Genomic DNA, 26126 nt, shown 5'->3' on the forward strand with positions numbered 1-26126 from the left:
CTTTGTATAAATTATATTCTGCAATGAGCTAATCATTGCTGTGCAAACGCTAATATTTATTCATGTTTAATCTAAACCGTGATTATTAAAATAAAGTACTAAAGGTTAACTGTTGTTGAATAACTTGGTACCTGTAACCCCTGGTAAATAAAGCGGTTTTATATGTTTTCGATAGAGCTTAAAACCAATTAAAAGCTAGCTTTGCAAAGACAATATTACTTGTGTTGTTAAATATCTTTTTTGATAAGCTTAAGTGTTTATCGCAACAACCAGGGTTTTAGCGCCTAGTATTTAACAATTACATAACGGATGTGTGATAGCGCGCTCAACGCTTCCCCTCGTACAAAGGTCTATGTATACTTAGGCGCAATTGTAACTAGGATAAGGGTGTGACTCTTACCTAAACGTATAGCTGCGTTTAGCAAACCATTACCTTAGCTGCATAAAAAACACTGATGATCGAGCATTTATTATACTTTTAAAAAGTACCAATTTAGCTAAATAAAAAACCACAAGGTCATCAAAACAATAATGAATTAGGAAGTAAATATGAGTTCAAATTCTGACAGTGGCTGGTTTGGTCACCCTAAAGGACTTTCGACCCTATTTTTCACAGAAATGTGGGAGCGAATGAGTTATTACGGTATGCGAGCTATGCTCGTATTGTTTATGACAGCAAGTTTACAACAAGAAGGCTTAGGATTTACCGTTGCTTCTGCTGCTGCAATTTATGGCTTATACACAGGTTCAGTGTACTTTTTAGGTTTACCTGGTGGCTGGTTAGCAGATAGATTATTTGGTGGTCAAAAAGCAGTATGGTACGGCGGTATCATCATCATGTGTGGCCACATTATTTTAGCCGTTCCGCATGAATATTCTTTTTTCATTGGTTTAATCTTTGTCGCAACGGGTACTGGTTTACTTAAACCTAATATCAGTGCCATGGTTGGTCAGCTTTATACTGACGAAGATGAACGCCGTGACGGTGGTTACGCTATTTACTACATGGGTATTAACTTAGGTTCTTTAATTGGTTACTACGTTTGTGGTTACTTTATGGAAAACGTAGGCTGGCACTGGGCATTTGGTGCAGCTGCTGTAGGTATGGCTATTGGTTTAGTGCAGTACAAACGTACACTTAATAACTTACCAGAACATAGCTCGTTACCTGCGAATCCATTAAGCCCTAAAGGTGCTTCACGCGCATGGGGCGGTATTGCTGCGTTTGTAATTGTTGTTGCCGGCGTGACTGCTGCTGCGATGACAGGCGCTATAGTTATTAACCCGACTATTGTTGCAGGTTACACAGCAGTTGTATTTACTGTTATCTTTTTCATCTACTTTGGCCTTGTTTATTTTAAAGGCAAACTAACCGACGCTGAAAAGCAAAGAATGTGGGCGCTGTTTTTAGTTTGTGTTGCTTCTGCGTGTTTTTGGTCTGGCTTTGAACAAGCGGGCTCTTCATTAAACCTATTTGCTCGTGACTACACAGACCGTCTTATTGGCACATTTGAAATTCCAACGACTTGGTTCCAATCTCTAAATTCGTTATTCATTATTGCCCTATCACCATTTTTTGCCGCTCTTTGGATTAATTTATCTAAGAAAATGGTATCGCCTACTTATAGCGTAAAATGTGCATTGGGCTTAGTTATTATGGCTTCAGGCTTTTTAGTTATGTTCATGGCAGCCCATTACGCAGCTGAAGGCTTAAAAGTAGCTCCTTACTGGCTGGTTACAACGTATTTCTTACATACAGTGGGTGAACTTTGTTTAAGCCCAGTTGCATTGAGTGCGGTAAGTAAATTATCTCCTCGTCGCTATACGGGTCAAATGATGGGTGTATTTGTACTTACATACTCAATTGGTAACGTAATTTCAGGCTTACTTGCTGGTAACTTTGATCCTAACAATGTTGCAGAAATTCCTAACCTTTACTTACAAATTGCATTATTTAGTATCGGTGTAGGTATCATCTTAGTACTGATGAGCTTCAAAGCTAAGGTATGGGAAAAACAAGGTTTAGAGCAAACCTCACCAGCCCAATAATTTAAATTAATCACAACGCGTAATTATGCGCTTTGACTAATGATATTAAATACCCCCTGCAGCTAACTGCAGGGGGTATTTTTATGGCTAACCTATTTGTTACAGCGTAATACATACTACACAATAAGTGGAGTTAGTGAATCAAACCCTCAGTATCTATTGTTTTGTTAATGTCGTAAGCAGCTAAGCTCAGGTTGAGTGTAAACAATAAAATACAAAAACCACTCTTTTTTTAGTGTATAAGAACTAAGAAAATAGATAAAAAAATAAATGTAAAACAAATTAAATCAGTAACTTAAATTTAAATCCCATACATTATTCGAGCTAACTAATTTTTACTTACCTAGGCTCGTATGTAAATAAATGTCATGCTTTGCTAACCGTCCCGTAAAATTTACACACGCGCTATTTACTAAATCACAACACCCTCTTCCCCAAAGCAGTAATCTAGTTAATCATGCAGGCAATACGATAACTAATAATCGCAGTGCTTAATTGCGGGAGTAATTATAATGAGTGAAGTAAATAATCCTTTAGGTTTGGTTGGTATTGAGTTTACTGAATACGCAACACCCGATGCCGATTACATGGACAAAGTGTTTACCGATTTTGGTTTTTCAAAATTAAAAAAATTCAAAGGTAAAGACATTGTTTATTACAACCAAAACGATATTCATTTTTTACTAAATAATGAACGCGACGGCTTTTCAGCTGAGTTTGCTAAAAACCACGGCCCAGCAATTTGTTCTATGGGCTGGCGTGTAGAGAACGCTCAAGCAGCGTTTGAAGCTGCGGTTGAGCGCGGCGCTAAGCCAGCTACTGATGCAGCTAATAAAGACTTACCGTACCCTGCTATTTACGGCATTGGCGATAGCTTAATTTACTTTATTGAACAATTTGGAGATAAAGGCTCTATCTACGATAATGATTTCGAAGATCTGAGCGAGCCAAACAAAGTAGAGAGTAAAGGCTTCTTACGTATCGACCACCTAACCAACAACGTATATAAAGGTACTATGGAAACATGGGCTAACTTTTACAAAGACGTGTTTGGTTTTACCGAAGTACGTTACTTTGATATTAAGGGCCAAAAAACAGCCCTGCTTTCATATGCATTAAAATCACCATGCGGTACCTTCTCTATTCCAATCAATGAAGGTAAAGGCAACGACAATAACCAAATTGATGAATACCTAGGTGAATACAATGGCCCAGGTGTGCAGCATTTAGCGTTCTTAACTGACGACTTAGTAAGCTCACTAGATAAGCTTGATAAATCGACTATCGCTACTTTAGATATTATTCCAGAGTACTACGATACTATTTTTGACCGTGTTCCATGGGTTAAAGAAGACAAAGAAAAAATCCGTGAACATCAAATCCTTGTTGATAGCCAAAGCGAAGATTGCTATTTACTGCAAATTTTCTCTAAAAACTTATTTGGTCCTATCTTCATTGAAATGATTCAACGAGTTGATGATGGCGGCTTTGGTGAAGGTAACTTCCAAGCGCTATTCGAATCAATCGAGCGAGATCAAGAACGCCGCGGCGTTTTATAAGCAAATAAAGTGACTTTAAAAAGCAGCGTATTTCGCTGCTTTTTGTCGTTTAATCGTAATTGAGAGGTAAAACTATCTCTCTGTGTGTTTAAATCGCGCTTTTCATCACCATATAGCTAAGTAATAGATGAAATTAACGGGTGCTATATTCTTATTTAATAAATTGATATTTATACTGATAAGCGCGACCAACTAAACCAAAGGAAATGTAATGAGTTTAATTAACGAAACCCATGATATAAATTTAACTAGCTGGGTAGCATCAGCAAATGATGCACAATGTGACTTCCCTATTCAAAACCTACCTTTTGCAGAAGTACGTCGCAAAAATAGCAATGAAGCTTTTCGTGGTGCTGTTGCCATTGGCGATCAGGTTATTGATTTAGCAAAAGTAAATGAACTCGGTATTTTTTCAGGTGACGCCCAAACAGCCGTTTCATCTGCAAGTAATCCGACTTTGAACGAGTTTATGGGATTAGGTGAGCAATATTGGTCAGCGCTTCGTTTAGCACTGTCTAAAGCATTACGTGAAGGCTCTGCTCATCAAGAGCAACTAGCACAAGCGCTTATACCACAAACCGAAATTGAATTTTCTCTACCGTGTCGCATTGGCGATTACACTGACTTTTATACATCAATTTATCATGCGACTGCCGTAGGAAGTTTATTCCGTCCCGATAACCCATTACTACCAAACTACAAATGGGTGCCGATTGGTTATCATGGTCGCTCATCGTCTATTGGCGTGTCTGGGCAGCAGTTTCATCGCCCTAAAGGACAAACTAAAGCGCCAGATGCAGAAGTTCCTTCATTTGGTCCATGTAAGCGCCTTGATTATGAGCTGGAACTAGGTATTTACCTAGGTAAAGGTAATGATCTGGGCGATGCTATTGCAATTGAAAATGCTGAAAAGCATGTATTCGGCTTTTGTGTTTTCAACGATTGGTCAGCACGTGATTTACAAGCATGGGAATACCAACCGCTTGGTCCATTCTTAGCGAAAAATTTCGCATCAACCGTGTCTCCATGGATTGTTACCACCGAAGCACTTGCACCATACAGAACAAGCTGGACGCGTGATGAAAATGATCCGCAGCCACTCGAGTACTTAGAATCAACGGCTAACCGTGATCAAGGTGCATTTGATATTCAAATGGATGTTAAAATTCAAACACAAAAAATGCGTGATGAAGGCTACAACCCAACTCAAGTGTCTAAGTCTAGCTTTAAGCACTCATACTGGACTGTAGCGCAAATGGTAACTCACCATACCGTAAACGGGTGTAACTTTATGCCAGGCGACATGCTGGGCTCTGGCACGCAATCAGGGCCTACTCACGAAGAAGCGGGTTCATTACTTGAGCTTTCTCGTGGTGGTAAAGAAAAGATTACTTTAAGTAACGGCGAGCAGCGTAGCTTCTTGGAAGATGGCGACAACGTTATAATGCGTGGCTGGTGTGAAAAAGAAGGCTTTGCACGTATTGGCTTTGGCTTTGTAGAGAGCACCGTACTACCAGCAAAATAATATATAAAATCAATAAACTAGTAAAAAAGGGTTGTTGAATAAGCAGCCCTTTTTTATTAATTAAGCCGAAGTTACAATTTTTTTCTGGCTTTTTTAGTTCAAATTGCTATCTTGAATCCGTTAATAGCCAGTATTTATGTGACATGCCTGTATTTATAAAGTCTTTTTTTAATAAACATTTCCCAGCTCGTCAGCTGCTCATTCGCCAAAATGGTGAAGTAAAGCATGTTGTTTTGGCGCCTTGGTTACAGGTTTCTGTGCTTGCTATTATTTTCATTGCTATTGCATGGATCAGTGTTTCGAGTATCCGTGTTTATATGCAAACACACCAAATTTCTCATATCGAGCAAACTCAGCTTGATAAGCAAGTACAATGGCAACAAAAAGTAAAGCAACAGCAACAACGCTACGCATTGCAGCAAGAGCAGTTAGCTGAACTTGAACAAAAACAAGCTTTACTTCAAGGTATGATTGAATCACTCCCAGCTTCTATCAGCAAAGATGTAATAAAATTAGAGGGTGAGCTTGAATCTTCTCCTATTAATGAGAACGAAAGCGAATTTCATGAGCCGCTCGAAGAAGACAAAACACAAAATGAGCATGCACAAACCAGTTTTGAGCAGCGCTACATCATGCTAAATCAGCAGTACGATACTAATTTCACGTTATTGGCTGCGCAGATTAATCAGCGCCATGATGCGATTATAGAAATACTTCAAGGCACGGTTCTTGAGAACGCACTGGCGCAACATCTAACATTAAGCACACAAACAACGGCGCAAGGTGGCCCGCTAGATATACTCGATGAAAGTAAAATACCAAGTACTTTTCTTGTCATTGCCGATAAGTTATTGCTGTTAAACCAGCTTGAGAGCTTTTTAACGGCGTTGCCAAACACTCTGCCTCTGCCTGCTGCTAAGTATTACATTTCTAGTAATTTTGGGCTTAGAAAAGACCCAATGAATAAAAGGCGCGCTTTTCATAAAGGTATCGACTTAGCTGGGTGGCATAAAACAGAAATTTTTGCCCCTGCCGATGGCATTGTTCTTCGTGCAGGCCGTAATGGCGGGTATGGTAACTTTATAGAGTTAGAACATAAAAACGGTGTTGTAACGCGCTTTGGTCACTTAAACAAAATTAATGTTAAAAAAGGTCAAGCGATCACAAAGCACGATGTCATTGGCTTAATGGGCAGTACCGGAAGAAGTACAAGTACTCATTTACACTATGAAGTATTAATAGACGACAAGCATGTCAATCCACTAAAAATAACAAAGGCGCTTTCTCGTGTTTGGTAAAAATAAACAAGTAAAAACAGACTCATCCATTAAGCGAGTGAGTCACACTCCCTCAATCATTTCTAACGATGTGCGTATAACGGGCTCTTTAGTAAGCCAAGGCGAAGTGCAGCTCGACGGACGAATCGACGGTGACATTAAAGCCGAACATTTAGTAATCGGCACCTCAGGTGTTGTTGAAGGCGTTGTTGAGGCAAGTAGTGTTATTGTTAAAGGTAAAATTATAGGCTCTTTAAATGCAAGTGAAGTAAAGATCGAAAATAATGCTCATGTACTTGGCGATATATTTCATGACACCCTAAGCATAGAGGCCGGTGCTATTATTGAAGGTAGTTTAAAGCAGCGCTTTGAAAAAGAAGTCATTGAACATACTAAAGATAAGCCAAAACCGGTTCACGATGTAAAAGCCATTGTTGATAATGAAGACAGTGGGCTTTCGTTTGTAAATAAGCAGCCTGCTGCTAAAAGCTAGCTACATTAGTTTATAATGGTTTAGCCTGCCTGTTTGGCTAAACCATTAATCACCTCTTTAAAATCCCGTTAGCGGCTTATACACTTACTTTTTCTGTGTTATATACATGGTTATGTCTGCGGTAAAAACCAGTTCGTTACGCGTATTGTAAAGCTTTACCGGTACGACTAAATCTTCTTTATCAATCCATTGATGAGGCAAGTCAATCTCAGCGATAGCAGTAACATCAGTGTCTACCTTAGCCAGGTACTGTACTGTCATTCCCTTAGGGATCCAACGATGGGTTTTATAAGGTACCGTTGCATCAACCATCACCCCCGCACACAGCTCAGCCAAATTACATTGTGCGATAGCGTGAATAGTGCCAATGTGATTGTGTACACGGCGTGTGTTTTTAACCACAGCACTACAGTGCCCTGCTTTTAAATCTAAAATAGTAGGTTTCATAGAGCCAAAGTAAGGCGCTTTAAAACATACGGCTTTACTAAACAGCCAGTTACCAAACGGCAGCTTTTTAAATTTATGCCACGTTTTTATTAATGCAGACTCATTACTCATTATTGTTTTTCCATTGTCTTTGCTTAAAAAGCAAATTAACACATCGGATCAGTTTAAAGAAGTGTGATACTTAAACAAAAATAATCATAATAAAGTTAAAAGTAGGTAACATGTCTGATGCATCGGTCATAAGCCCTTTCTTTTTCATCAGTCGCCACTTAAAATACCGACAAAAGGAGACCTGATGCAAACACAGCCCGCTAAACCAAACTTAATTTTATTACTGATCTTAGCGTTACTCGTCATTTTTTGTCCTATGGGCATTGATATTTATTTACCTGCCTTTCCTACTATTGCAGAGCAATTTTCAGTGAGCGAAAAACAAGTACAGCAAACGGTGGCTATTTTTATGCTTACTGTTGGTTTGGGGCAATTAATTGCAGGCCCTCTTGCTGATCGTTTTGGACGTAAGCCGGTAGCCTTAACCGGTGTAACTTTATATGGACTGGCGGCATTAGGCGCATACTATGCTCCTAGCTTTTTAATACTGATGTTTGCTCGTGCAATTCAAGGGTTAGGCGCATGCGCCACCTTTGTTGTTGCTTTCGCAATAGTAAGAGATAAGTTTGGTAGTGAACGCAGTGGCCAAATAATTACCTACCTAAACGGGATCGTGTGCTTTATTCCTGCTTTAGCCCCCATTTTAGGTGCTTGGTTAACCGTGCAGTTTGGTTGGCAAATGAACTTTCTATTTTTAACTGGTTTTGCACTATTGGGATTTATTGTCACCTTATTTCTATTTAGAGAAACCAGGCCAGCAGACAGCTATTACCAAGGGCATATCTTAGATTTAAGGCGCTTTATCCCTATTATTTCAACTCCGTTATTTTTATTTAATAGCTTGTTATGTATGGTCACTATGTCAGCTATATTAGTATTTGTAACACTGGCTCCTGGTTGGCTTATTACTGAGTTAGGTGGCAGCGTAGCCGACTTTACATTTTGGTTCTCGCTCAATGCAGTGCTTAGTATTCTTGCTAGCTTTATTATGCCTATTTACATTAAACGCCAACCAAAAAGAGCTCTAAAAGCAGGTCTTGTGTTGTTAGTGAGTGCAGGCTTACTGATGCTAGTATTAAGCCAATATAAAACCCCATTAGCATTAATGATCCCTATGTTTATTGCAGCCTTTGGTTTTGCTTTGACACTTGGCTCTGCTGCTGGGCGTGCTTTGAGTTTATTCCCTAAACAAGCTGGCACCGCCTCAGCTCTTTTGGGAGCGATGCAAATGAGTGGAGCAAGTTTATTGGTATTTATTACTCAATATTTAAATTTATCAACACCCGAGCTTATAGGCACACACTTTTTATTATTAATTCCCTTTTCTTACTTACTGTTTCGTTATACTAAATATGCCTAATAAAATACGTTTGCTGAGCCTGTGAATAGTAATCACCACAGGCAATTAGCACTGTAACTGTAGTTAAAACTCTTTACCAAGCGGGCAATATGCCCGCTTTTTATTTTTCTATATGCTTGATAACATTAACTACCAACCTCTTTTGAATCAAGTGCAATGATCAATCCTGATTTTTTACTTTCATTTTTACTCGCCAGCTTTTTAATGGCCGTCGCGCCTGGGCCATCAAACGCGTTTTTAATGGCGCAAACTTTTGCAAATGGGCGAAAAGCAGGTATGCAGAGTGCTTTTGGCTTTGCGTTAGGTGGCGTAGTACATACATTTTTTGCGGTTGTCGGTTTAAGCGCTATTTTAAAAGCCTCTGAAACAGCCTATGCCAGCGTACAATATGCAGGTGCAGCCTATTTATGTTATTTAGGGTTTATGATGCTTAAAGGCACCTTTAAGCCCCCCATTTGCGAGCAAAGCGATAAACCGCATGTTACCACCAGTAAAAACAAAAACGTGATGTTTCAAGCTATGATGACCGAAGTACTCAACCCTAAGGTGGCTTTGTTTTTTATTGCTTTTATCCCACAATTTGTAGACCCTAGCTTATCATCTGCAACTTTTCAGCTGGCGTTTTTTGGGCTGCTTTATCCAATCTTTGCTTTTCCTATCGACTGCACGTATATTTATTTCGGCGATAAAATAGCCCAGTTTTTTAAAAGTCACCCTAATAGCCAACTTTGGATAGATAGGTTCACAGGCATTGTATTTATTGCATTGGCTATCAATTTATTACTCTAACTAATAAGAATCAGCATGGACCAAAAAATACAAGCTCTTCCAGCTAAGAAAAACATAGCCCTTGTTGCACATGATGGAAAAAAAGCCGCGCTAAAATTATGGTGTGAAAAACACACTCCAATGCTAAGTAAACATAAGCTATACGGCACTGGTACAACCGGACATTTAATAGAAAAAACCACCGGTTTGAATGTCGTACAATTACTCAGTGGACCTATGGGGGGTGATCAGCAGCTTGGTGCTAAAATAGCGGAACATGAAATTCATGTGTTAATCTTTTTTTGGGATCCTCTGGCATCTCAGCCGCACGACCCCGATGTAAAAGCATTGCTTCGTTTAGCCGCGGTGTGGAACATTCCTGTTGCTTGTAATGAAGTAAGCGCTGATATGTTACTAAGTTCTCCCCTTATGGACAGCGAATTTGAGCGTTCTTTGCCAGATTACGAAAAGTACCTCGCAACCCGACAAATCTCTTTATAACAGCTTATTTATAAAGCATACTCGCCCATTTAGTCAGACCAGCGGTGACACTGCCAAAGTGATCACCGTTAACCATTTTAATGTCGCCTAAGTGGGTTTTTAAAGCCGCTTTGATCAGTGGTGATTGCGCACTACCACCCGTTAAATAAATTACATCTGGGGTAGTGTTTGCATCTGCAATGGCCTGTTTTGCTAATGTCACTATTTGGCTAATACTATCGTCAACGGCTAATGCTAATTCATTAATAGAGATATCTTTATCAAGTGATGAATCTAGAAATGTTAAATCACAATTAAAGTTTTCAGAAGAGCTCAGTGCAATTTTTGCCGCTTCAGCTTGTTGAACTAATTGATGTCCTTGCTTATTTTGCTGTAAATGGATGAGCCGTTTATATAAATCGGGCGCACTCACATCGCGTAGCTGTGCACTCAGTTCACGATAATGCTGAGCACTATAAAACTGACTTTGTAAATTCACATCGTTAATTTTACATGCTTGCCAAAATGCCTGGTTAGGTAATGGTAAACCCGATTTAAAAGTACTGCCTAAGCCAAGTAACGGCATCAAACCATGGTAGCTCAGAGCAATATCTAAATCATTACCGCCTACTCGCTTTCCGCTATGTGCCAAAAAGTCTGCGTCTCGTTGTTGTTTATTCCTAAAACTTGGCCCCATTTGTACAAATGAACAGTCACTTGTACCACCACCAATATCTATTACTAGCACTTTTTGGTCTTGCGTTAAATCACTTTCATAATCAATCCCGGCGGCAAGTGGTTCATATAAAAATTCCACATCTTTAAAGCCGGCTCGGTTTGCTGCACGTGTTAAAATGCCCACGGCTTGTTGGTTTGACTGCTCACCACCAACTGCTTGAAAATTCACTGGGCGACCAATAACAGTTTGGCTCAGCGTATACCCTAACGATGATTCGGCACGTTGTTTTATTTTTAAAATCATTGCAGTGGCAATATCTTCAAAAAAATTAATTTGCCCTTGCTTTAAGCCAGTAGCGCCAAAAAAAGACTTAGGTGATTTTACAAAATAACCTTCTTCAGGAAATTGCACATACTCGCTAATCGCCTCACGGCCAATGAATAAAGTTTCGTCGCCGGTTTGTAGGTCTAGGTCTGATTTAATTCGCGCAAGCGTATTAAGTAACGGTTGGCGCGCGGTTTTATAGCCATGCTCATGCTCTGAGCCCTGCAAGTGCTGCGCTACAAAATCAACGACTAAAGCACTATGATGTGTGTATAAAGTTGATGGAAGATAATGTTTGCCTTGCTCTAAAGGAATGAGCTGAACACGCTCTTCGTTTAAAACACCCATAGCACAATTAGAACTACCATAATCAAAACCAACAAACATAGATCACCAAACATCACTAAAAAGGCCGCGCAATTTAGCATAATTGCTAAAAAATATATACTGAATTGGCCTACACTCTTTATTTTTCGGGTCTTTCCCGTAAGAAGCTGGCAAAACGCGGCAAGCCATTTTTAGTGTACCCGTGGTACCGATAAGTAATTGTTGAGCCTATAGCTGGCGGATACTTTCGCTCTTTATCACTAAAACCCGTGCCAATAGAAAATATCAGCCCCTGTTTTGTCTGTACTTTCAATGCGCCAAGCATTCCTGTGTATTTACCTTTACCCGGTAAATGTTCAATTACTAATGCTTCGGCATCTAAATATGGCTTGAGTTTTAACAATGCACTAGAGCGACCAGTTGTATGCTTAGCCTCTGCTAAATGAAGCATAACGCCCTCGCCGCCTTGTTTAGTAACCTGATTAAAATAATCACTGAGTTGCTGGTTGTCGCTAAATTGATATTGCTTAACCGCTTTAATATGGGGGCTATTTAGCTTAGTAATGAGTGACAGATAATTTTGATAACGACGGTGAAAAGGCGTACCGGCATCTGGCATATCAAATACCTGATAAGTAATACTTTGCCACTGCAAATCGTTGGGTATTTTTGTTCTGACAATACCACTGAGTACAGAAAATTGACCCCGCTTGGTCCATAACTCACCATCTAGCCAAACGTCTGGCAAAGGAGCGGTAAACCACTTAGGCGGGTTTATGGAGTTGCCTTGACGGGTTACAAACTGCTTTCCCGTCCAGATTGCTCTTACTCCGTCATACTTTTCACTCACCAAATATTGACGAATATCTTCATGCTTAGTTTCATCGTAAACATTAGCAAGTTGCACTGGAGGCAATTGCGCCAATAAGCCCGAACTAATGAGGGTTAAAAAAGTAAACAGCGTTGCTTTAATCATTGCTGCATCCTTGCAAATTTAAATATGGCTTAAACTATAGTTGAGATTGAAACCAGTGCCAAAATTCTTCAAAGCTTTGCATTTGCTGTGTTGCTTTACTAAAGTCGTGCTCCTGTGTATGTTTATTAGCGATAGCTATCACAGCTAAAGCAGCATTATTCGCTGCGGTTACACCGGTGAAAGTATCTTCAACGGCAATCGCATTTTGTGCAGCAACCTGCATATTTTTAAGTGCTAATAAGTAGGGATCACCGGCAGGCTTTGGATTAATTACATCATCTTTAGTAACAACGGTATCGAATAAATTATAAAACTCTAATCCTTTTAGTATTGGCTCAGCTTCATGCCTTGCGCTGCCTGTTACTAACGCCATTTTTAAACCTTGCTCTTTAACCGCTAACAGAACATTTTCAGCATAAGGCATTAAAGGCGGTAAATTGATTTTAACGTACTCACTAAATAAGCGATATTTTTCATCCGCTAAATAGCGGCTACTTACAGACAAGTTATGAACTTGTTTTATTTCCTTTGCAGCGTCAATAGTGGGACGTCCCGAAAAGCGCCTACAAAAATCATCTTCTTTATAACACACACCAAAAGGCGCAAGTAATTGGCTCCAGCAGTTATAGTGCACACTTTCCGAGTCAACCAAAGTGCCATCCATATCAAATAATACCGCTTCAATTGACATTCTTTTCTCCTGGTTATTTAACCTAAACTTTAGGTAATAAAAAAGGTGCCTAGGCACCTTTTAATAATTTGTGTTACTCAGCCAAACCTGCTGGCGGCTCAGCATAAGCGTCTTCGCCGGTATCTACATCAACTAACTCATAACCTCGGGCTTTGCGCATTACTTTAAGTATCGGCTTTTCGAAGGCGGTTTTTAAGCGCTCAGCATCATCTTTTAACGCATCTAATGTGGTTCCAAATGGTGCTGCACCAGTTTCTGACCAGTTAGTTACTTTACCATTTAGGTTATATTCCACTTCGTGTATTTGATATTGCGCAGCTTCATCTTTGGTTGCTTCACAAAAAATTACACGGTAATTCCAAAATCCAGCCATTACTTTTTCTCTTTAATAAACATATGAGCGCTACTGTAGCAGCTCTACCAAAATAAAAAAGCCTGCACTAGGCAGGCTTTTATCAATAATTACAATTTAACGTTAAACTTTTCGATTAGAAAAAGTTAACTTTAAACTCAGCGCCAATGTAACGCTCTTCATTAACCATGGCTGTATTGTTGTTGAAATCAACACCACCAATCGTCTGCTGCTCGTCAAACATGTTACGCACAAATGCTGATACTTCATATTCGTAATCGCCTTGCGCCCATGCATAGCCAGCACGTAAACCTACTTCTGTCAGTGGCTTACCCTCAAACTCAACTGATTCATATAAGAAAAAGTCAATCTCACTGCGGTACGACACATCAGCGTAAGCAAAGAAATCACCTTCAGCGAGTTCTTTAGTGTAACGAAGTGTGATGTTAGAGATCCACTCTGGTGCATGCGGTAAGCTATTGCCATCTAAAATAGCACGATCTTCAGGACCAAATGCACCTGGTACTTGGAACGTAGGATCAGTAACAGTACACTGTGCACACACTGCAACGGCTAAATCTTTATCTTTAAGCTCAGTTTTGTTGTAGCTTAAGTTGAAGGTTGCATTTAATTCGTCAGTTAACACCCACTCAGAATCAATTTCGAAACCATAGCCGGTTGTTTTATCAGCATTTAATAGACGGTTAAAGTTAGCACCACCACCCACTGCCGTTAGCTGCTGGTCATCCATAGTGTAATAAAATACTGTTGCATTTACACGGCCTTGGCCATCTAACACATCAGATTTAATACCTGTTTCAAACGAGGTAACAGTTTCTGAATCAGCAACGGTTACTTCATCACCAAATAAGATACGACCTTGAAGACTTGGTGCGCGGAAACTGTTAGCAATACGGCCATACCAGTTTACGTCATCGTTGATTTTGTAGTTAGCTGATAAATCCCAGCTTACGTGATCATCGCTAACATTTTTTTCGATATAAGTCGCTGCACCACCAATTGGGCTAAGCGTGCGGTTAGCTGAGAATTCTTTCTCATCATCTGAATAACGAAGACCCGCGGTTACTTTTAAATCATCAGTAATAGTGTAATCAACTGAGCCGAATACAGCCCATGCTTTAGTGTCTTGCTGCTGACTAACAAAACCGTTTAATACGCCATTATTGGCTGTATCATAGCTAAAGTTTTCAATTGTTAATGCTTCGTCGAAGTAAAAAACACCCACTTGGTAATTTACGTCACCAGTAAAGTTGCTTGATAAGCGAAGTTCTTGCGTGTATTGGTCTTGGTCTGGAATACCATCAGCACTTTCTGAAGAGAAAGGAATAAAACCAGGGCCCATTGCAACTGGAACATCATTGATGGAGAACCCACCGTAGCCACCATCGATGTCAGCACGAGAGTAAATTTCTGCACTTTCCCAACCAGAGATTGACGTTACTGTATGGTTAGCTAAGTCCCACTCAAGCTTAAGGCTTGCACCTTGCGATTCCACTTGCTGCGTCGCACGAGATGCGGCATCGTGATACACCACGTCATTTTCAAAACCATCAACTAAATCGTTAGTACCAGGTTTGATAGTGTTAGCACGAAAGGCAATTGGAGAGCCATCTAAATCACGAACATGGTAATTAAATAATCCAGTGAAATCGTCACCTTCATATAAAAACTGAATACGGGCTGCTTGTTCAGTGTAACCACCTAAGGCATCTTTTTGCTCAAAACCTGGTGCACGATTATCAATGTAATCGTCTTTATCTTGCCAAAGTACTGAGACACGTGTTGATAAACGATCTGTTAATGAACCACCAACAGCGCCTTCAAAGTCAACAGCACCACGACTACCGTAAGATACAGAGCCATAGCCTTCAAATTCTTGACTTGGTTTTACGGTATCAAATTTAACTAGACCAGCCGGTGTATTACGACCAAATAATGTACCTTGAGGACCACGAAGCACTTCAACACGTGCTACGTCAAATACAGGGAAACCTTTTAAGATTGCGTTTTCTTGTACAATTTCATCAACCACAAGCGACACTGGTTGCGAAGCATTCAAATCGAAATCAGTGTTACCAAGGCCACGTACATAAAAGCGTGGGAATGAACGGCCAAATGAAGATTCAATAGATAAACTTGGGATTTTCGCATTCATAAAACGAATATCCATACCAGCTGAGCTGTAAGCATCTAAGCTATCGCCTTGCAAGGCTGAAACAGCAACAGGCACTTCTTGAGCGTTTTCTACTCGTTTACGAGCAGTAACTTGAATAACTTCTAGTTGGTTCTTCTTAGCAGTAGTTTCTTGCTCAGCAGCTACGGCTGAAATTGACGTACCTGCTACGGCAGAGAACAACGTTGCATTGATAAGGGTTGCTAACGTAGATCTTTTCATTGCTTTCATGTCGGGGTTAACCTTTTTAGTGCACTCTTGTTCAACGGTTGATGTGTTGCGCAATTAAATAATTACGGATTCAGTCAATTTTTCGCGACTTGCTCTATGCGGCGCGGACCTTATTACCGAGAGTACAAAAACGGCATAAATAAGGCTGACTGAATGCGCAAGATTATATCATGGTGTAATTTATTTACTGCATACTGAACACTAAAAATTAAACTTATTTTTAACACTTAACCGCACTATCCCGACATTTAGTGTACTTTTAGCAACTAAAAAACCAAAAAGCGGACATATGTCCTTACGTTGAATTGTTAAAAAATATAGCGGAATAACGCGACACTTTTTTAAATACTACTTTTTCACTAATGAGCGTTTAAGAACAATTTCACCATCAATATGAAGATCTCGCTGCGGAAATGCAATCACCACATCGTGTTGTTCAAACACTTCATAAATCCTAAAACGAATATCACTGCGGACTTGTCTTAATCGAGTTTCTGATTCAGCGCAGACCCAAAAAATAGCATTAAAAACTAACGAGCTATCTGCAAAATCATCAAACAATACGGTTGATTGAGGCGTTGCCAATATTGCCTCATGCTTATCTAATACTTGCTGAATTAACTTTTTAACTAATAACACATCAGAGCCATAAGCTACGCCTACGCTCACAGATGAGCGCGCATTACCGTCAATAAGCGTCCAGTTGGTAACTGTGTTTTCTAATAACTGGCTATTGGGTATTAGCATATGAACACCGTCGTTCCTGCGAATACGAGTAGAGCGAGTATTAATGGTTTCAACCACCCCTTTTGCAGTGCCAACCTCTAAAAAGTCGCCAATACGGATTGGCCGCTCCCACATTAATATCCAGCCACTAATAAAGTTATTAATAATATTTTGTGCACCGAACCCCACACCGATGGCAATGGCACCTGATACAAAGGCAAATGCGGTTAGTGGAATGTTGAGCACCTCAAGGGAGGTAAAAAGTAAAATCGCAATACTTAAAATGAAATAAAAACGCGTGAATAAATGCACTGCATCTGGGCTCATTTTTCGTGCAAGTAATGACTTTTTAATTAACTTGCCAATCTGAGTCACCACAACCCACATAGTAAACAAAATTAGCGGCACTTGAATTACTTTTGCCACGGTAATGTGAATGTCGTTGTAGCTAAACAATGCGAAGGCGAGAATGTGATTAATTTGTTCTAAGTTCATTTATTTTCCATGTATAAGGTCGCACACAAACGATTATTTTTATGCGCTAATAATACCCCAAGTTTAGCATGCGGTTAGCTTAAATCTATATTTACACTATCTCCCAATTAAGCATACGCAGCCCCACTACTGGTTATCTGTGTTTAGTACTTAGTCGTTGCTTACTAAGGTTGTATACCCGTTATTGTTGATTTTTACTGCTGTTTTTATCTACATATCGAGCTTTTGTAATCTAATTTGCGTTTAAATCCCGCTTTAAACCGATAAACTTTGTTGTATATACCTCAAAATTTGGTAAGTTAACTGGGTTTTCGACTCGAAAAGCCTATTTCGGCTACTATTTTTTATGGAGTTACTATGCGTAAAACACTGATCGCCACTACGATTGCTAGTGCACTTTTATTATCTGCCTGTTCTTCTGAAAGCACCCAAGAAACAAAACAACAAAGCACAGCACAAGTGCAAGATATCAATGCAAGCAATGTATTATTTAAACCAAGCCCATTGCAATACATGGCTCCTGAGTTTGATAAGTTTGGTACCACTGAATACGAAGCCGCATTTGATGCTGGTATTGCTCAGCATAATGCAGAAATTATGGCAATTGCTAATAATCCAGAACCAGCTACTTTTGAAAATACCTTGGTAGAAATGGAACTTGCAGGTGAGCTATTAAACCGCGCATCAGCTGCTTTCTACAACTTATCAGGTCTTATTTCTAACGATGAGTACCAGCGCATTGATAAAAAAATGGCGCCTGTGTTCTCAGCACACTCTGATGACATTTATCTAAATGGTGCATTGTTCGAACGTGTACAAACAGTATACGACAACAAAGATAAGTTAAGCGCTGAAGATCAACGTCTTGTTGATTTTTACTACAAACAATTTGTTAAAGCCGGTGCTAAACTAAATGATGCTGAAAAAGCAAAAATGCGTGAAATTAACGCTGAGCTTGCAAAACTATCAACGGAGTTTTCTCAAAACGTATTAAAATCGTTTAAAGAAGACGTTATTTTAGTAACAGATAAAAGCAAACTAGCTGGTTTATCTGAAGGTGAAATTGCAGGCCTTGCAGCTGCTGCTAAAAAAGCAGGCAAAGACGGCTACATGATCACCTTAGTGAACACCACACAACAGCCTATTTTATCTAGCCTTGAAAATCGTGAACTGCGTGAGCAAATTTTTAAAGCATCAACCAACCGTGCAGCTAAAACCAACGGTCCTATTATTATTAAAGAAACTAACTTACGTGCACAAAAAGCAGAACTGTTAGGCTTTAAAGATTGGGCTTCGTATGTAATGACTTCACGCATGGCGCAAACCACTGATAACGTGTACGGTATTTTAGATGACCTCGCGCCAAAAGCAGTTGAAAAAGCGCAAGCAGAAGCAAAAGCGATTCAAAAAGTAATTAACGATTCTGGTGAAAGTTTTGAACTAAAACCATGGGATTGGTCTTTCTATGCAGAAAAAGTTCGTGCTGAAAAATACGACCTAGATCCAGCCTTAGTTAAGCCTTACTTTGAAATGCAATCGGTTATTCATAACGGTTTATTCTTTGCAATGGAAAAACTTTACGGCATTACATTCAAAGAGCGTAAAGACCTACCGCTTTATCACGAAGACGTCATGGCGTTTGAAGTATTTAATGCTGATGGCAGCGCAATAGGCTTATTTTACATGGACCCATATGCACGTGAAGGTAAGCGTGGCGGTGCATGGATGAGTGCATACGTAAGCCAAAGCGGCTTAAAAGGCACAAAACCGGTTATTTATAACGCACAAAATATTCCAAAGCCAGCAGCAGGCGAGCCAACGCTAATGACGTTTGACGAAGTGTCGACTATGTTCCATGAGTTTGGTCATGCAGCACACGGTTTATTCTCTGACGTTAAATACCCAAGCCTAGCAGGTACTGCTACAGCGCGTGATTTTGTTGAATTTCCATCACAAGCACATGAAGACTGGATGATTGAGCCAAGTGTATTAGCTAACTACGCTAAGCATTACAAAACAGGTGAGCCAATTCCTCAAGCACTACTTGATAAAGTACTTGAGTCGCAAAAGTTCAACCAAGGTTTTGGTACCACTGAATATTTAGCTGCAGCATTACTGGATATGGAATGGCACTCATTTGGTTCTGATAAAAAAGTAACTGATGTACAACAGTTTGAAAGCGAAGCACTAAAGGCACACGGTATTGATTACTACCCTGTACCACCTCGTTACAAATCAAACTACTTTAGCCATACGTTTGCAGGTGGTTACTCAGCAGGTTACTACGCTTACCTATGGACTGAAGTATTTGCCGCTGATGCCTTTGCTCATATGGAAAACAATGGTGGCTTAACGCGCGAAAATGGCGATAAGTTCCGTAAAGAGATCCTATCAAAAGGTAACAGCCGTGACTTAATGCAAAGCTACATTGAGTTCAGAGGCCAAAAACCAACGACTGATGCATTGCTTAAGCGCCGTGGTTTAGTTGATTAATTAATATTTTTAATCAACTGATATAAAAGCCCGCTTGCGGGCTTTTATTGTTTATAGAACAATATATAACAGATAAACTGACACCATTACTTAAGACAAGATGAGTGTTATGGGCTATTTATTTGCAGTTACCCTTCTTTGGGCGTTTTCGTTTAGTTTAATTGGTGTGTATTTAGCAGGCCAAGTTGATGCGTGGTTTAGTGTGCTAATTCGTGTGGCTTTGGCAGCGTTAGTATTTTTGCCTTTTTTAAAGAAAATCCCTACCCCACTTGCGTTTAAACTCATGCTGATAGGCGCACTGCAACTGGGGGTTATGTATGGCTTTTATTACCACTCATTTTTGTTTTTAAGTGTGCCAGAAGTGCTGTTATTTACTGTAATGACCCCGCTTTACATTACGCTTTTAAACGATGCGCTAAATAAACAGTTTAATCCGCAGTTTTTTATCGTCGCGTTTATTGCCGTGTTAGGAGCTATTACCATTCGTTATGAAAACTTAGACAGTAACTTTTTAGTCGGATTACTACTGGTTCAAGGCGCTAATATTAGTTTTGCTATCGGCCAAGTAACCTACAAACGATTAATGCTTAATAAACAACTCGATGATAAAACCGTATTTGGTTGGTTTTTTATTGGCGCACTAATTGTTGCAAGCGCCTGTTACGCCTTATTTGGTGATCTTAACAAATTACCAAGTACCTCAACTCAATGGGGCATACTGATTTATTTAGGCATTGTGGCCTCCGGTTTAGGCTACTTTATGTGGAATAAAGGCGCGACGCTTGTTAATGTTGGCGCGCTGGCGGTGATGAACAACTTGCTTATTCCTGCCGGTATTATTGTTAATGTACTTATTTGGAATAGAGACGCAGACCTACTTAGATTAACTATTGGCGCGGGAGTGATGCTGTTTGCCTTGGTGGTAAACCAAATAATGGTTAAATCAGCAAATTAATCACTCTGTAGTGAAATTGTCATTAATAATTAGTAAGGTAGCGTCCACTTTTATTTTTAAGGACAAATAATGAAGCGCATACCTTTTCTAACAACTTTTTTATTATTAAGCTCACTCGCTGGCTGTGATGACGATGTAAAAATAGTCGAAAAAGAAGTGGTTGTTACCAACACTGACGTTGAAATTGTTGAAGTACCTACCCCGGTTATTGTTGAAGTGGCACAAGGCACCAATACGCAACTAGGTACTCGCCCCGACTACTTAATTGACGATATGGCTGACAGCGCACTAAAAACACAATTAGAATCGTGTAAAGAAGGCCCTTTTTATCGTACTGATTTTTCAATTGGTCACCGTGGTGCCCCCATGCAATACCCAGAGCACACACAAGAGTCTTACATAGCGGCTGCTCGTATGGGCGCCGGTATTGTCGAATGCGATGTCACCTTTACCAATGATAAAGAGCTAGTATGCCGCCATTCTCAGTGCGACTTGCACACCACCACTAACATTTTATCTATTCCAGAACTTGCGGCTAAATGCAGTGAGCCATTTACTCCAGCAAACTCTAACAGTGGCACGCCTGCTTCAGCTAAATGTTGTACCAGTGATATTAGCTTGGCAGAGTTTTTAACCCTTGAGGGTAAAATGGATGGCGCAAACACCAGCGCCACTAATGTTAGCGATTACATGAAAGGTACACCAAGTTGGCGCACTGACTTATACGCCACCTCAGGTACACTCATGACCCACAAACAAAGTATTGCACTATTTAAACAGCTCGGAGTAAAAATGACCCCAGAGCTTAAATCACCTCAAGTGAGTATGCCCTTTAACGGTATGACCCAAACGCAATACGCACAAAAAATGCTAGATGAATACACGCAAATGGAGGTACCCGCTTCGAATGTTTTTCCGCAATCATTTAATTTAGCTGACGTACAATATTGGATTAATACTAACCCTGAATTTGCAGCGCAAAGTGTGTATTTAGATGGCCGAGACAGCGATGCAGGGTTTGATCCTAACAACCCCGACACATGGCAACCTAGTATGGCTTCGCTTTTTAATGACGGTGTTAAAATTATTGCTCCACCCATTTGGATGCTATTAACCATAGATAATGAAAGTAATATCGTGCCATCACAGTACGCTATTGATGCTAAAGCCGCAGGGCTTAATATTATTGCATGGAGTCTTGAACGTTCAGGGCCGCTGAATAATGGAGGCGGATACTATTACCAGTCAATTAGTGATGTTATAGATAACGATGGTGACATGATGGCCGTGGTTGATGTGCTTGCAAAAGAGGTTCGTGTAATCGGTATATTTTCTGATTGGCCAGCTACGGTTAGCTATTACGCCAGTTGCAATAAAATGCCTGCAAGTATTTAAACTTTAGGGCGTGTTTATTTTACCGCGCTCAGCTATTATGTTTATTTTGCTGAGCGCTTTTATGATCATTCAACACCATAACGCTGACTTACCAACGCCTACAGGCTTAATGCGAACCACCATTTACCGCCCACAAACATCGGGGCAATACCCTGCCATTATTTTTTATTCTGAAATTTTCCAGCAAACGGCACCTATTGCCCGCAGTGCAGCTATTTTAGCCAGTCATGGTTTTGTGGTACTTGTGCCAGAAGTGTTTCATGAGCTTAACCCTATCGGAACTGTGCTGGCTTATGATGACGAAGGTAAAGATAAAGGTAATAACGATAAATGGGCTAAACCTTTAGAGCATCATGATAGCGACACACAAAGCCTTATCGAGTTTGTAAAACGCCAAAGTTATTGTTCAGGAAACGTGGGAGCTATGGGTGTATGTATTGGTGGACATTTAGCTTACAGAGCCGCTTTAAACCCACTTATAAAAGCCGCGTTTTGTTTATACGCCACCGATATACACAGTAATACACTGCCCGCACAACCCGGTAATAACTCATTTGAACGCATGGCCGACATACTCGGTGAAATTCATTTTATATGGGGTAAACAAGACCCTCATGTTCCACAAGATGGCCGAGACAAAATATACCAGCAAGCTGTTCGCACTGGCATAAATTACCAATGGCAAGAAGTTAACGCGCAACATGCCTTTATGCGTGATGAAGGCGAGCGATACGATGCAGCTCTCGCCATAGCTATGTATCAACAGGCTGTTGCCTTATTTAACCGAGCGCTAGCCCTTACGCATACCTAATGCAGTATGCTGTTTTACAAAGTACGCTTTTAAATAATCAATAAACAAGCGTAACTTTTTAGATCCCGTCGCTCCTGGCGGGAAAACTCCATACAACTCAATGTCTTTGCTTTTGTAGTCGTCCATTATAATTTGCAGTAAACCCGCTTGTACTTTTGGCCATGCATCGTATAGCGGTATACGCCCTATGCCAAGTCCTGCCTCTACAAATGCAGTCCGTGCAGCGGCATTATTGGTACTGAGCGATCCTTGCATGGTAATGTCGACTTTTTTACCATCTTTTTGCAAGGTCAAGATTTTACTCCCTAACTGATAAACCACCCATTGGTGCTGTGCTAATTCATCGGGCGTAGTGGGCTTACCATAATGTGCAAAATAATTTGGCGCGCCACAGATACAGGTACTCATAGTGGTTAATTTCGTTGCCTGTAGGTTTGAATCGCGCAGCGCAACCCCCCTAATAGCAAAATCAAATCCGTGTTTAATAATATCCACCACATCATCGGTTAACTGTAAATCTATATCAATTTTGGGGTATTGGCGCTTAAAGGTATTAATTGCAGACACTATTAATTGCATCCCCACATTAACCGGGCAACTAATTTTTAATAACCCTTGAGGCTCACTTTTTATATTTTCTATTTGTTGATTGGCAGCATTAGCCTGTTCGGTAATAACTCGGCAGCGCTCATAGTAAGCCATACCAGCTTCAGTTAGCGCCATAGTTCGTGTTGAGCGATTAAGCAAGGTTACTTCAAGTTGCGTTTCTAGCTTTTTTAAATGATAACTGGCTACCGCCCGTGTTAACCCTAGTTGCTTTGCCGCTGCAGTTAAACTGCCCTGCTCAACTATTTGTGCAAACACCACCATACTTTTTAATTGTTCAAACGAGACTTTCATGGACGCTCCAGTGCGGTTTTAACTTCAACCCCTAATTGTATCAATTATTAAATCAATAAAGTTAAATTTATCATCGTTGTTTAAGGTTGGGTTAGTGCATATAGTAATTGCTAAGCAAAGATTACAATTTTAAATCATCAGAAGGAAAAAATAATGGCTAAGAAAATACTAATGGTACTTACTTCACACGCTGATTTAGGCAATACCGGTGAAAAAACAGGTTTTTGGGTAGAAGAATTCGCCGCCCCTTATTATGCATTTGTAGATGCTGGCGCAGAAATCACTCTAGCTTCACCAAACGGTGGTCAACCACCAATCGACCCAACCAGTACACTAGCCGACTTCCAGACTGATGCAACCAAGCGATACGACAACGACAGTGCAGCGCAAGCATTAATGGCAAACACAAAAGTACTAAGTGAACTGAATGCTTCAGATTTTGATGCGGTATTTTATCCAGGCGGCCATGGCCCATTATGGGATTTAGTAGATAACACAGATTCAATCTCGCTCATCGAAGATTTTGTAAAATTACAAAAGCCAGTAGCAGCAGTGTGTCATGCGAGCGCCGCATTTTTAAATACAAAAGATGCTGATGGCAATGCATTGGTTGCGGGTAAAAAAGTTACCGGCTTTAGTAACACTGAAGAAGCCGCTGTACAATTAACAGATGTAGTTCCATTTTTAGTCGAAGACGAGCTGATCAAAAAAGGTGGTGACTATCAAAAAACCGACGACTGGGGCGTGCTTGCGCTTGAAGACGGTTTAGTGATCACCGGTCAAAACCCTGCAAGCTCTGAGCTAGCAGCTAAAAAATTACTTACCAAGCTTGGTTAATTACAATTAGTCAGCATAAAAAGCACAGTTTAATCGCTGTGCTTTTTAATTTGCTTTTCATTACTCACCACTATTCCTATACTGGCCACTCTTAATATAAATAAGGGCACCGTATGCAAAATAAACCATCCACCTTGTCGTTACTTAGCAGCACCCGTTTTGCCATTATAAGCATTGTGACTATTTGTTTTGTGTTGCAACTAATTAATAGCCTGCCAGGCATTAGTTTAAATGGTTTAGGTATTTACCCACGCAGCATTCAAGGGCTGATTGGTATTCTTTGCGCTCCCTTTTTACACGGTAGCTGGTGGCATTTTGCGAGTAATATGCTGCCCTTTATTGTTTTAAGCTGGTTAATTTGCCAATACAGTGTAAAGCGTTTTTATAGCGTATTTTTATTCACCGCATTAGTTGGTGGATTACTGGTATGGATGTTTGCCCGTGGTAATATTCATGTCGGCTTAAGTGGCGTTATTTATGGATTATGGGGCTTTATTTTATGCTATGGCATTGTAAGACGTTCTTTTAAATCTATTTTTATAGCCGTGGTGGTGGCCTTTTTATACAGTGGCTTTATTTGGGGTGTGTTTCCACAGCGGTTGCATATCTCGTTTGAAAGCCATCTGTTCGGCGCATTGAGTGGATTCTTTTTAGGGTATAAATTAGCAAAAGCAGATAAATTAAAAGCAACAACGGGCAAAGCAAATACGCACGTTTAAACGATTAGAGGCTATTTATGAGTGATAACAACGACTACACCCCAGCAAAAGTATGGACATGGGACAATGAAAGTGGCGGTAAATTTGCAAACATTAACCGCCCAATTGCAGGGGCAACCCACGATAAAACATTGCCTATTGGCAAACATCCATTTCAGCTTTACTCATTAGCGACCCCCAACGGGCAAAAAGTCAGTATTATGTTTGAAGAGCTGTTAGAGATTGGTATTACTGAGGCTGAGTACGACGCTTATTTAATTAATATTGGTGAAGGCGATCAGTTTGGCTCTGATTTTGTTGATATAAACCCAAACTCAAAAATACCTGCGTTGATGGATCATTCTACAACGCCACCGACTCCTGTGTTTGAATCTGGCGCTATTTTACAATACCTTGGCGAGAAGTTTGATGCGCTTATTCCTAATGACTTTCAAGCTAAAACACAATGTCGTAACTGGCTGTTTTGGCAAATGGGATCGGCGCCTTATTTAGGCGGTGGTTTTGGGCATTTTTACAGTTATGCACCAACCAAAATGCAATACCCGATTGACCGCTTCACCATGGAAACTAAACGTCAGTTAGATGTGCTAAACCGCCATTTAAGTGACAACGAATACATGGCAGGCAGTGAATATTCCATTGCCGACATTGCCATATGGCCTTGGTATGGCTCACTGGTATTAGGCGACTTATACGACGCCGCCGAGTTTTTAGATGTTGCATCTTATACCCATGTGGTCCGTTGGGCTAAGCAAATAGCAGCGCGTCCAGGCGTAAAACGAGGCCGTCGCGTTAACCGTACTTGGGGAGCAGAAGATGAACAACTCGCAGAGCGCCACAGTGCTCGTGATTTTGAATAAAGCTCCAGTTTAGTAAAAATAAAAAAATCAGCGCTTAGCTGATTTTTTTGTGTTTATTAGGGGCTCCTTCATTCTTAGCAGGTAACATGACT

At 40.2% G+C, this 26126-nt stretch carries 23 protein-coding genes; 15 read left to right on the forward strand and 8 right to left on the reverse strand.

The window, feature by feature from the left end:
* Positions 1-549: 549 nt before the first annotated feature.
* From QL989_RS05135 to QL989_RS05155, 5 genes are all read left to right on the forward strand, one after another.
* Entirely contained in the window at positions 550-2049 is a 1500-nt protein-coding gene (locus tag QL989_RS05135; RefSeq protein WP_198522267.1) for a peptide MFS transporter, read from the forward strand.
* A gap of 512 nt (positions 2050-2561) precedes the next feature.
* Positions 2562-3608 carry a 4-hydroxyphenylpyruvate dioxygenase gene (hppD, locus tag QL989_RS05140; RefSeq protein WP_076918939.1) on the forward strand — a complete coding sequence of 349 codons (1047 nt, stop codon included), beginning with the start codon at positions 2562-2564 and terminating at the stop codon, positions 3606-3608.
* Between the two features lie 211 nt (positions 3609-3819).
* Positions 3820-5133: a fumarylacetoacetase gene (gene fahA, locus QL989_RS05145; protein WP_290168786.1), complete on the forward strand. Its 1314-nt coding sequence runs from the start codon at positions 3820-3822 to the stop codon at positions 5131-5133.
* A gap of 143 nt (positions 5134-5276) precedes the next feature.
* Complete coding sequence (locus QL989_RS05150) at positions 5277-6431, forward strand: M23 family metallopeptidase (RefSeq protein ID WP_290168788.1); 1155 nt, start codon at positions 5277-5279, stop codon at positions 6429-6431.
* Positions 6421-6903, forward strand: coding sequence for a polymer-forming cytoskeletal protein (locus tag QL989_RS05155; protein ID WP_290168791.1), 483 nt, complete (start codon positions 6421-6423; stop codon positions 6901-6903). Before QL989_RS05150 ends, QL989_RS05155 begins: the two co-directional genes overlap by 11 nt.
* 84 nt (positions 6904-6987) lie before the next feature.
* Here the strand turns inward: QL989_RS05155 and QL989_RS05160 are convergent, their stop codons facing one another.
* Positions 6988-7461, reverse strand: coding sequence for a hotdog fold domain-containing protein (locus QL989_RS05160; RefSeq protein WP_008109556.1), 474 nt, complete (start codon positions 7459-7461; stop codon positions 6988-6990).
* Between the two features lie 184 nt (positions 7462-7645).
* On the opposite strand from QL989_RS05160, the gene QL989_RS05165 reads away from it, so the two are divergent.
* The 3 genes from QL989_RS05165 to QL989_RS05175 all read left to right on the forward strand — a co-directional run bounded on the left by QL989_RS05165 (position 7646) and on the right by QL989_RS05175 (position 10090).
* Positions 7646-8821: a multidrug effflux MFS transporter gene (locus tag QL989_RS05165; RefSeq protein WP_198522272.1), complete on the forward strand. Its 1176-nt coding sequence runs from the start codon at positions 7646-7648 to the stop codon at positions 8819-8821.
* Positions 8822-8977: 156 nt separating this feature from the next.
* Positions 8978-9610 carry a LysE family translocator gene (locus tag QL989_RS05170; RefSeq protein WP_290168796.1) on the forward strand — a complete coding sequence of 211 codons (633 nt, stop codon included), beginning with the start codon at positions 8978-8980 and terminating at the stop codon, positions 9608-9610.
* 15 nt (positions 9611-9625) lie between these two features.
* On the forward strand, positions 9626-10090 hold the full coding sequence (locus QL989_RS05175; protein ID WP_290168798.1) for a methylglyoxal synthase: 465 nt from the start codon (positions 9626-9628) through the stop codon (positions 10088-10090).
* A gap of 4 nt (positions 10091-10094) precedes the next feature.
* On the opposite strand, the gene yegD is transcribed toward QL989_RS05175, so the two are convergent.
* From yegD to QL989_RS05205, 6 genes are all read right to left on the reverse strand, one after another.
* A complete protein-coding gene (gene yegD, locus QL989_RS05180) occupies positions 10095-11459 on the reverse strand; it encodes a molecular chaperone (protein ID WP_290168800.1) in 1365 nt (454 codons plus the stop codon).
* Positions 11460-11538: 79 nt separating this feature from the next.
* The gene (locus tag QL989_RS05185) at positions 11539-12375 is read right to left on the reverse strand and encodes a DNA ligase (RefSeq protein WP_198522275.1); all 837 of its coding nucleotides are present in this window, start codon (positions 12373-12375) and stop codon (positions 11539-11541) included.
* A gap of 34 nt (positions 12376-12409) precedes the next feature.
* Positions 12410-13066 carry an HAD family phosphatase gene (locus QL989_RS05190; protein WP_290168803.1) on the reverse strand — a complete coding sequence of 219 codons (657 nt, stop codon included), beginning with the start codon at positions 13064-13066 and terminating at the stop codon, positions 12410-12412.
* A 73-nt stretch (positions 13067-13139) separates the two neighbouring features.
* Entirely contained in the window at positions 13140-13439 is a 300-nt protein-coding gene (locus QL989_RS05195; protein WP_248473382.1) for a hypothetical protein, read from the reverse strand.
* A gap of 115 nt (positions 13440-13554) precedes the next feature.
* On the reverse strand, positions 13555-15843 hold the full coding sequence (locus QL989_RS05200) for a TonB-dependent receptor (RefSeq protein WP_290168807.1): 2289 nt from the start codon (positions 15841-15843) through the stop codon (positions 13555-13557).
* Positions 15844-16191: 348 nt separating this feature from the next.
* Positions 16192-17064 (reverse strand): mechanosensitive ion channel domain-containing protein, encoded by an 873-nt coding sequence (locus tag QL989_RS05205; protein WP_290168809.1) that lies wholly within the window; start codon positions 17062-17064, stop codon positions 16192-16194.
* 357 nt (positions 17065-17421) lie between these two features.
* Between QL989_RS05205 and QL989_RS05210 the strand changes: the two genes are divergently transcribed.
* The 4 genes from QL989_RS05210 (at position 17422) to QL989_RS05225 (ending at position 22718) form a co-directional block, all read left to right on the forward strand.
* On the forward strand, positions 17422-19557 hold the full coding sequence (locus tag QL989_RS05210; protein ID WP_290168811.1) for a M3 family metallopeptidase: 2136 nt from the start codon (positions 17422-17424) through the stop codon (positions 19555-19557).
* 109 nt (positions 19558-19666) lie between these two features.
* Positions 19667-20512, forward strand: a complete 846-nt coding sequence (locus tag QL989_RS05215; RefSeq protein ID WP_178955493.1) for a carboxylate/amino acid/amine transporter — start codon at positions 19667-19669, stop codon at positions 20510-20512.
* Positions 20513-20581: 69 nt separating this feature from the next.
* A complete protein-coding gene (locus tag QL989_RS05220; protein WP_290168813.1) occupies positions 20582-21907 on the forward strand; it encodes a glycerophosphodiester phosphodiesterase family protein in 1326 nt (441 codons plus the stop codon).
* Between the two features lie 61 nt (positions 21908-21968).
* Complete coding sequence (locus tag QL989_RS05225) at positions 21969-22718, forward strand: dienelactone hydrolase family protein (protein ID WP_055011695.1); 750 nt, start codon at positions 21969-21971, stop codon at positions 22716-22718.
* On the opposite strand, the gene QL989_RS05230 is transcribed toward QL989_RS05225, so the two are convergent.
* A complete protein-coding gene (locus QL989_RS05230) occupies positions 22698-23618 on the reverse strand; it encodes a LysR family transcriptional regulator (RefSeq protein WP_290168816.1) in 921 nt (306 codons plus the stop codon). The two genes, QL989_RS05225 and QL989_RS05230, sit on opposite strands and share 21 nt — an antisense overlap.
* Before the next feature lie 153 nt (positions 23619-23771).
* Between QL989_RS05230 and QL989_RS05235 the strand changes: the two genes are divergently transcribed.
* From QL989_RS05235 to yghU, 3 genes are all read left to right on the forward strand, one after another.
* Entirely contained in the window at positions 23772-24455 is a 684-nt protein-coding gene (locus QL989_RS05235; protein WP_008108786.1) for a type 1 glutamine amidotransferase domain-containing protein, read from the forward strand.
* Between the two features lie 113 nt (positions 24456-24568).
* Positions 24569-25174, forward strand: a complete 606-nt coding sequence (locus tag QL989_RS05240) for a rhomboid family intramembrane serine protease (protein WP_076918926.1) — start codon at positions 24569-24571, stop codon at positions 25172-25174.
* 17 nt (positions 25175-25191) lie between these two features.
* The gene (yghU, locus tag QL989_RS05245) at positions 25192-26034 is read left to right on the forward strand and encodes a glutathione-dependent disulfide-bond oxidoreductase (protein WP_290168819.1); all 843 of its coding nucleotides are present in this window, start codon (positions 25192-25194) and stop codon (positions 26032-26034) included.
* Positions 26035-26126 lie beyond the last annotated feature (92 nt).

It is taken from the genome of Pseudoalteromonas sp. APC 3224 (genome assembly GCF_030407535.1).
Taxonomy (GTDB): domain Bacteria; phylum Pseudomonadota; class Gammaproteobacteria; order Enterobacterales; family Alteromonadaceae; genus Pseudoalteromonas.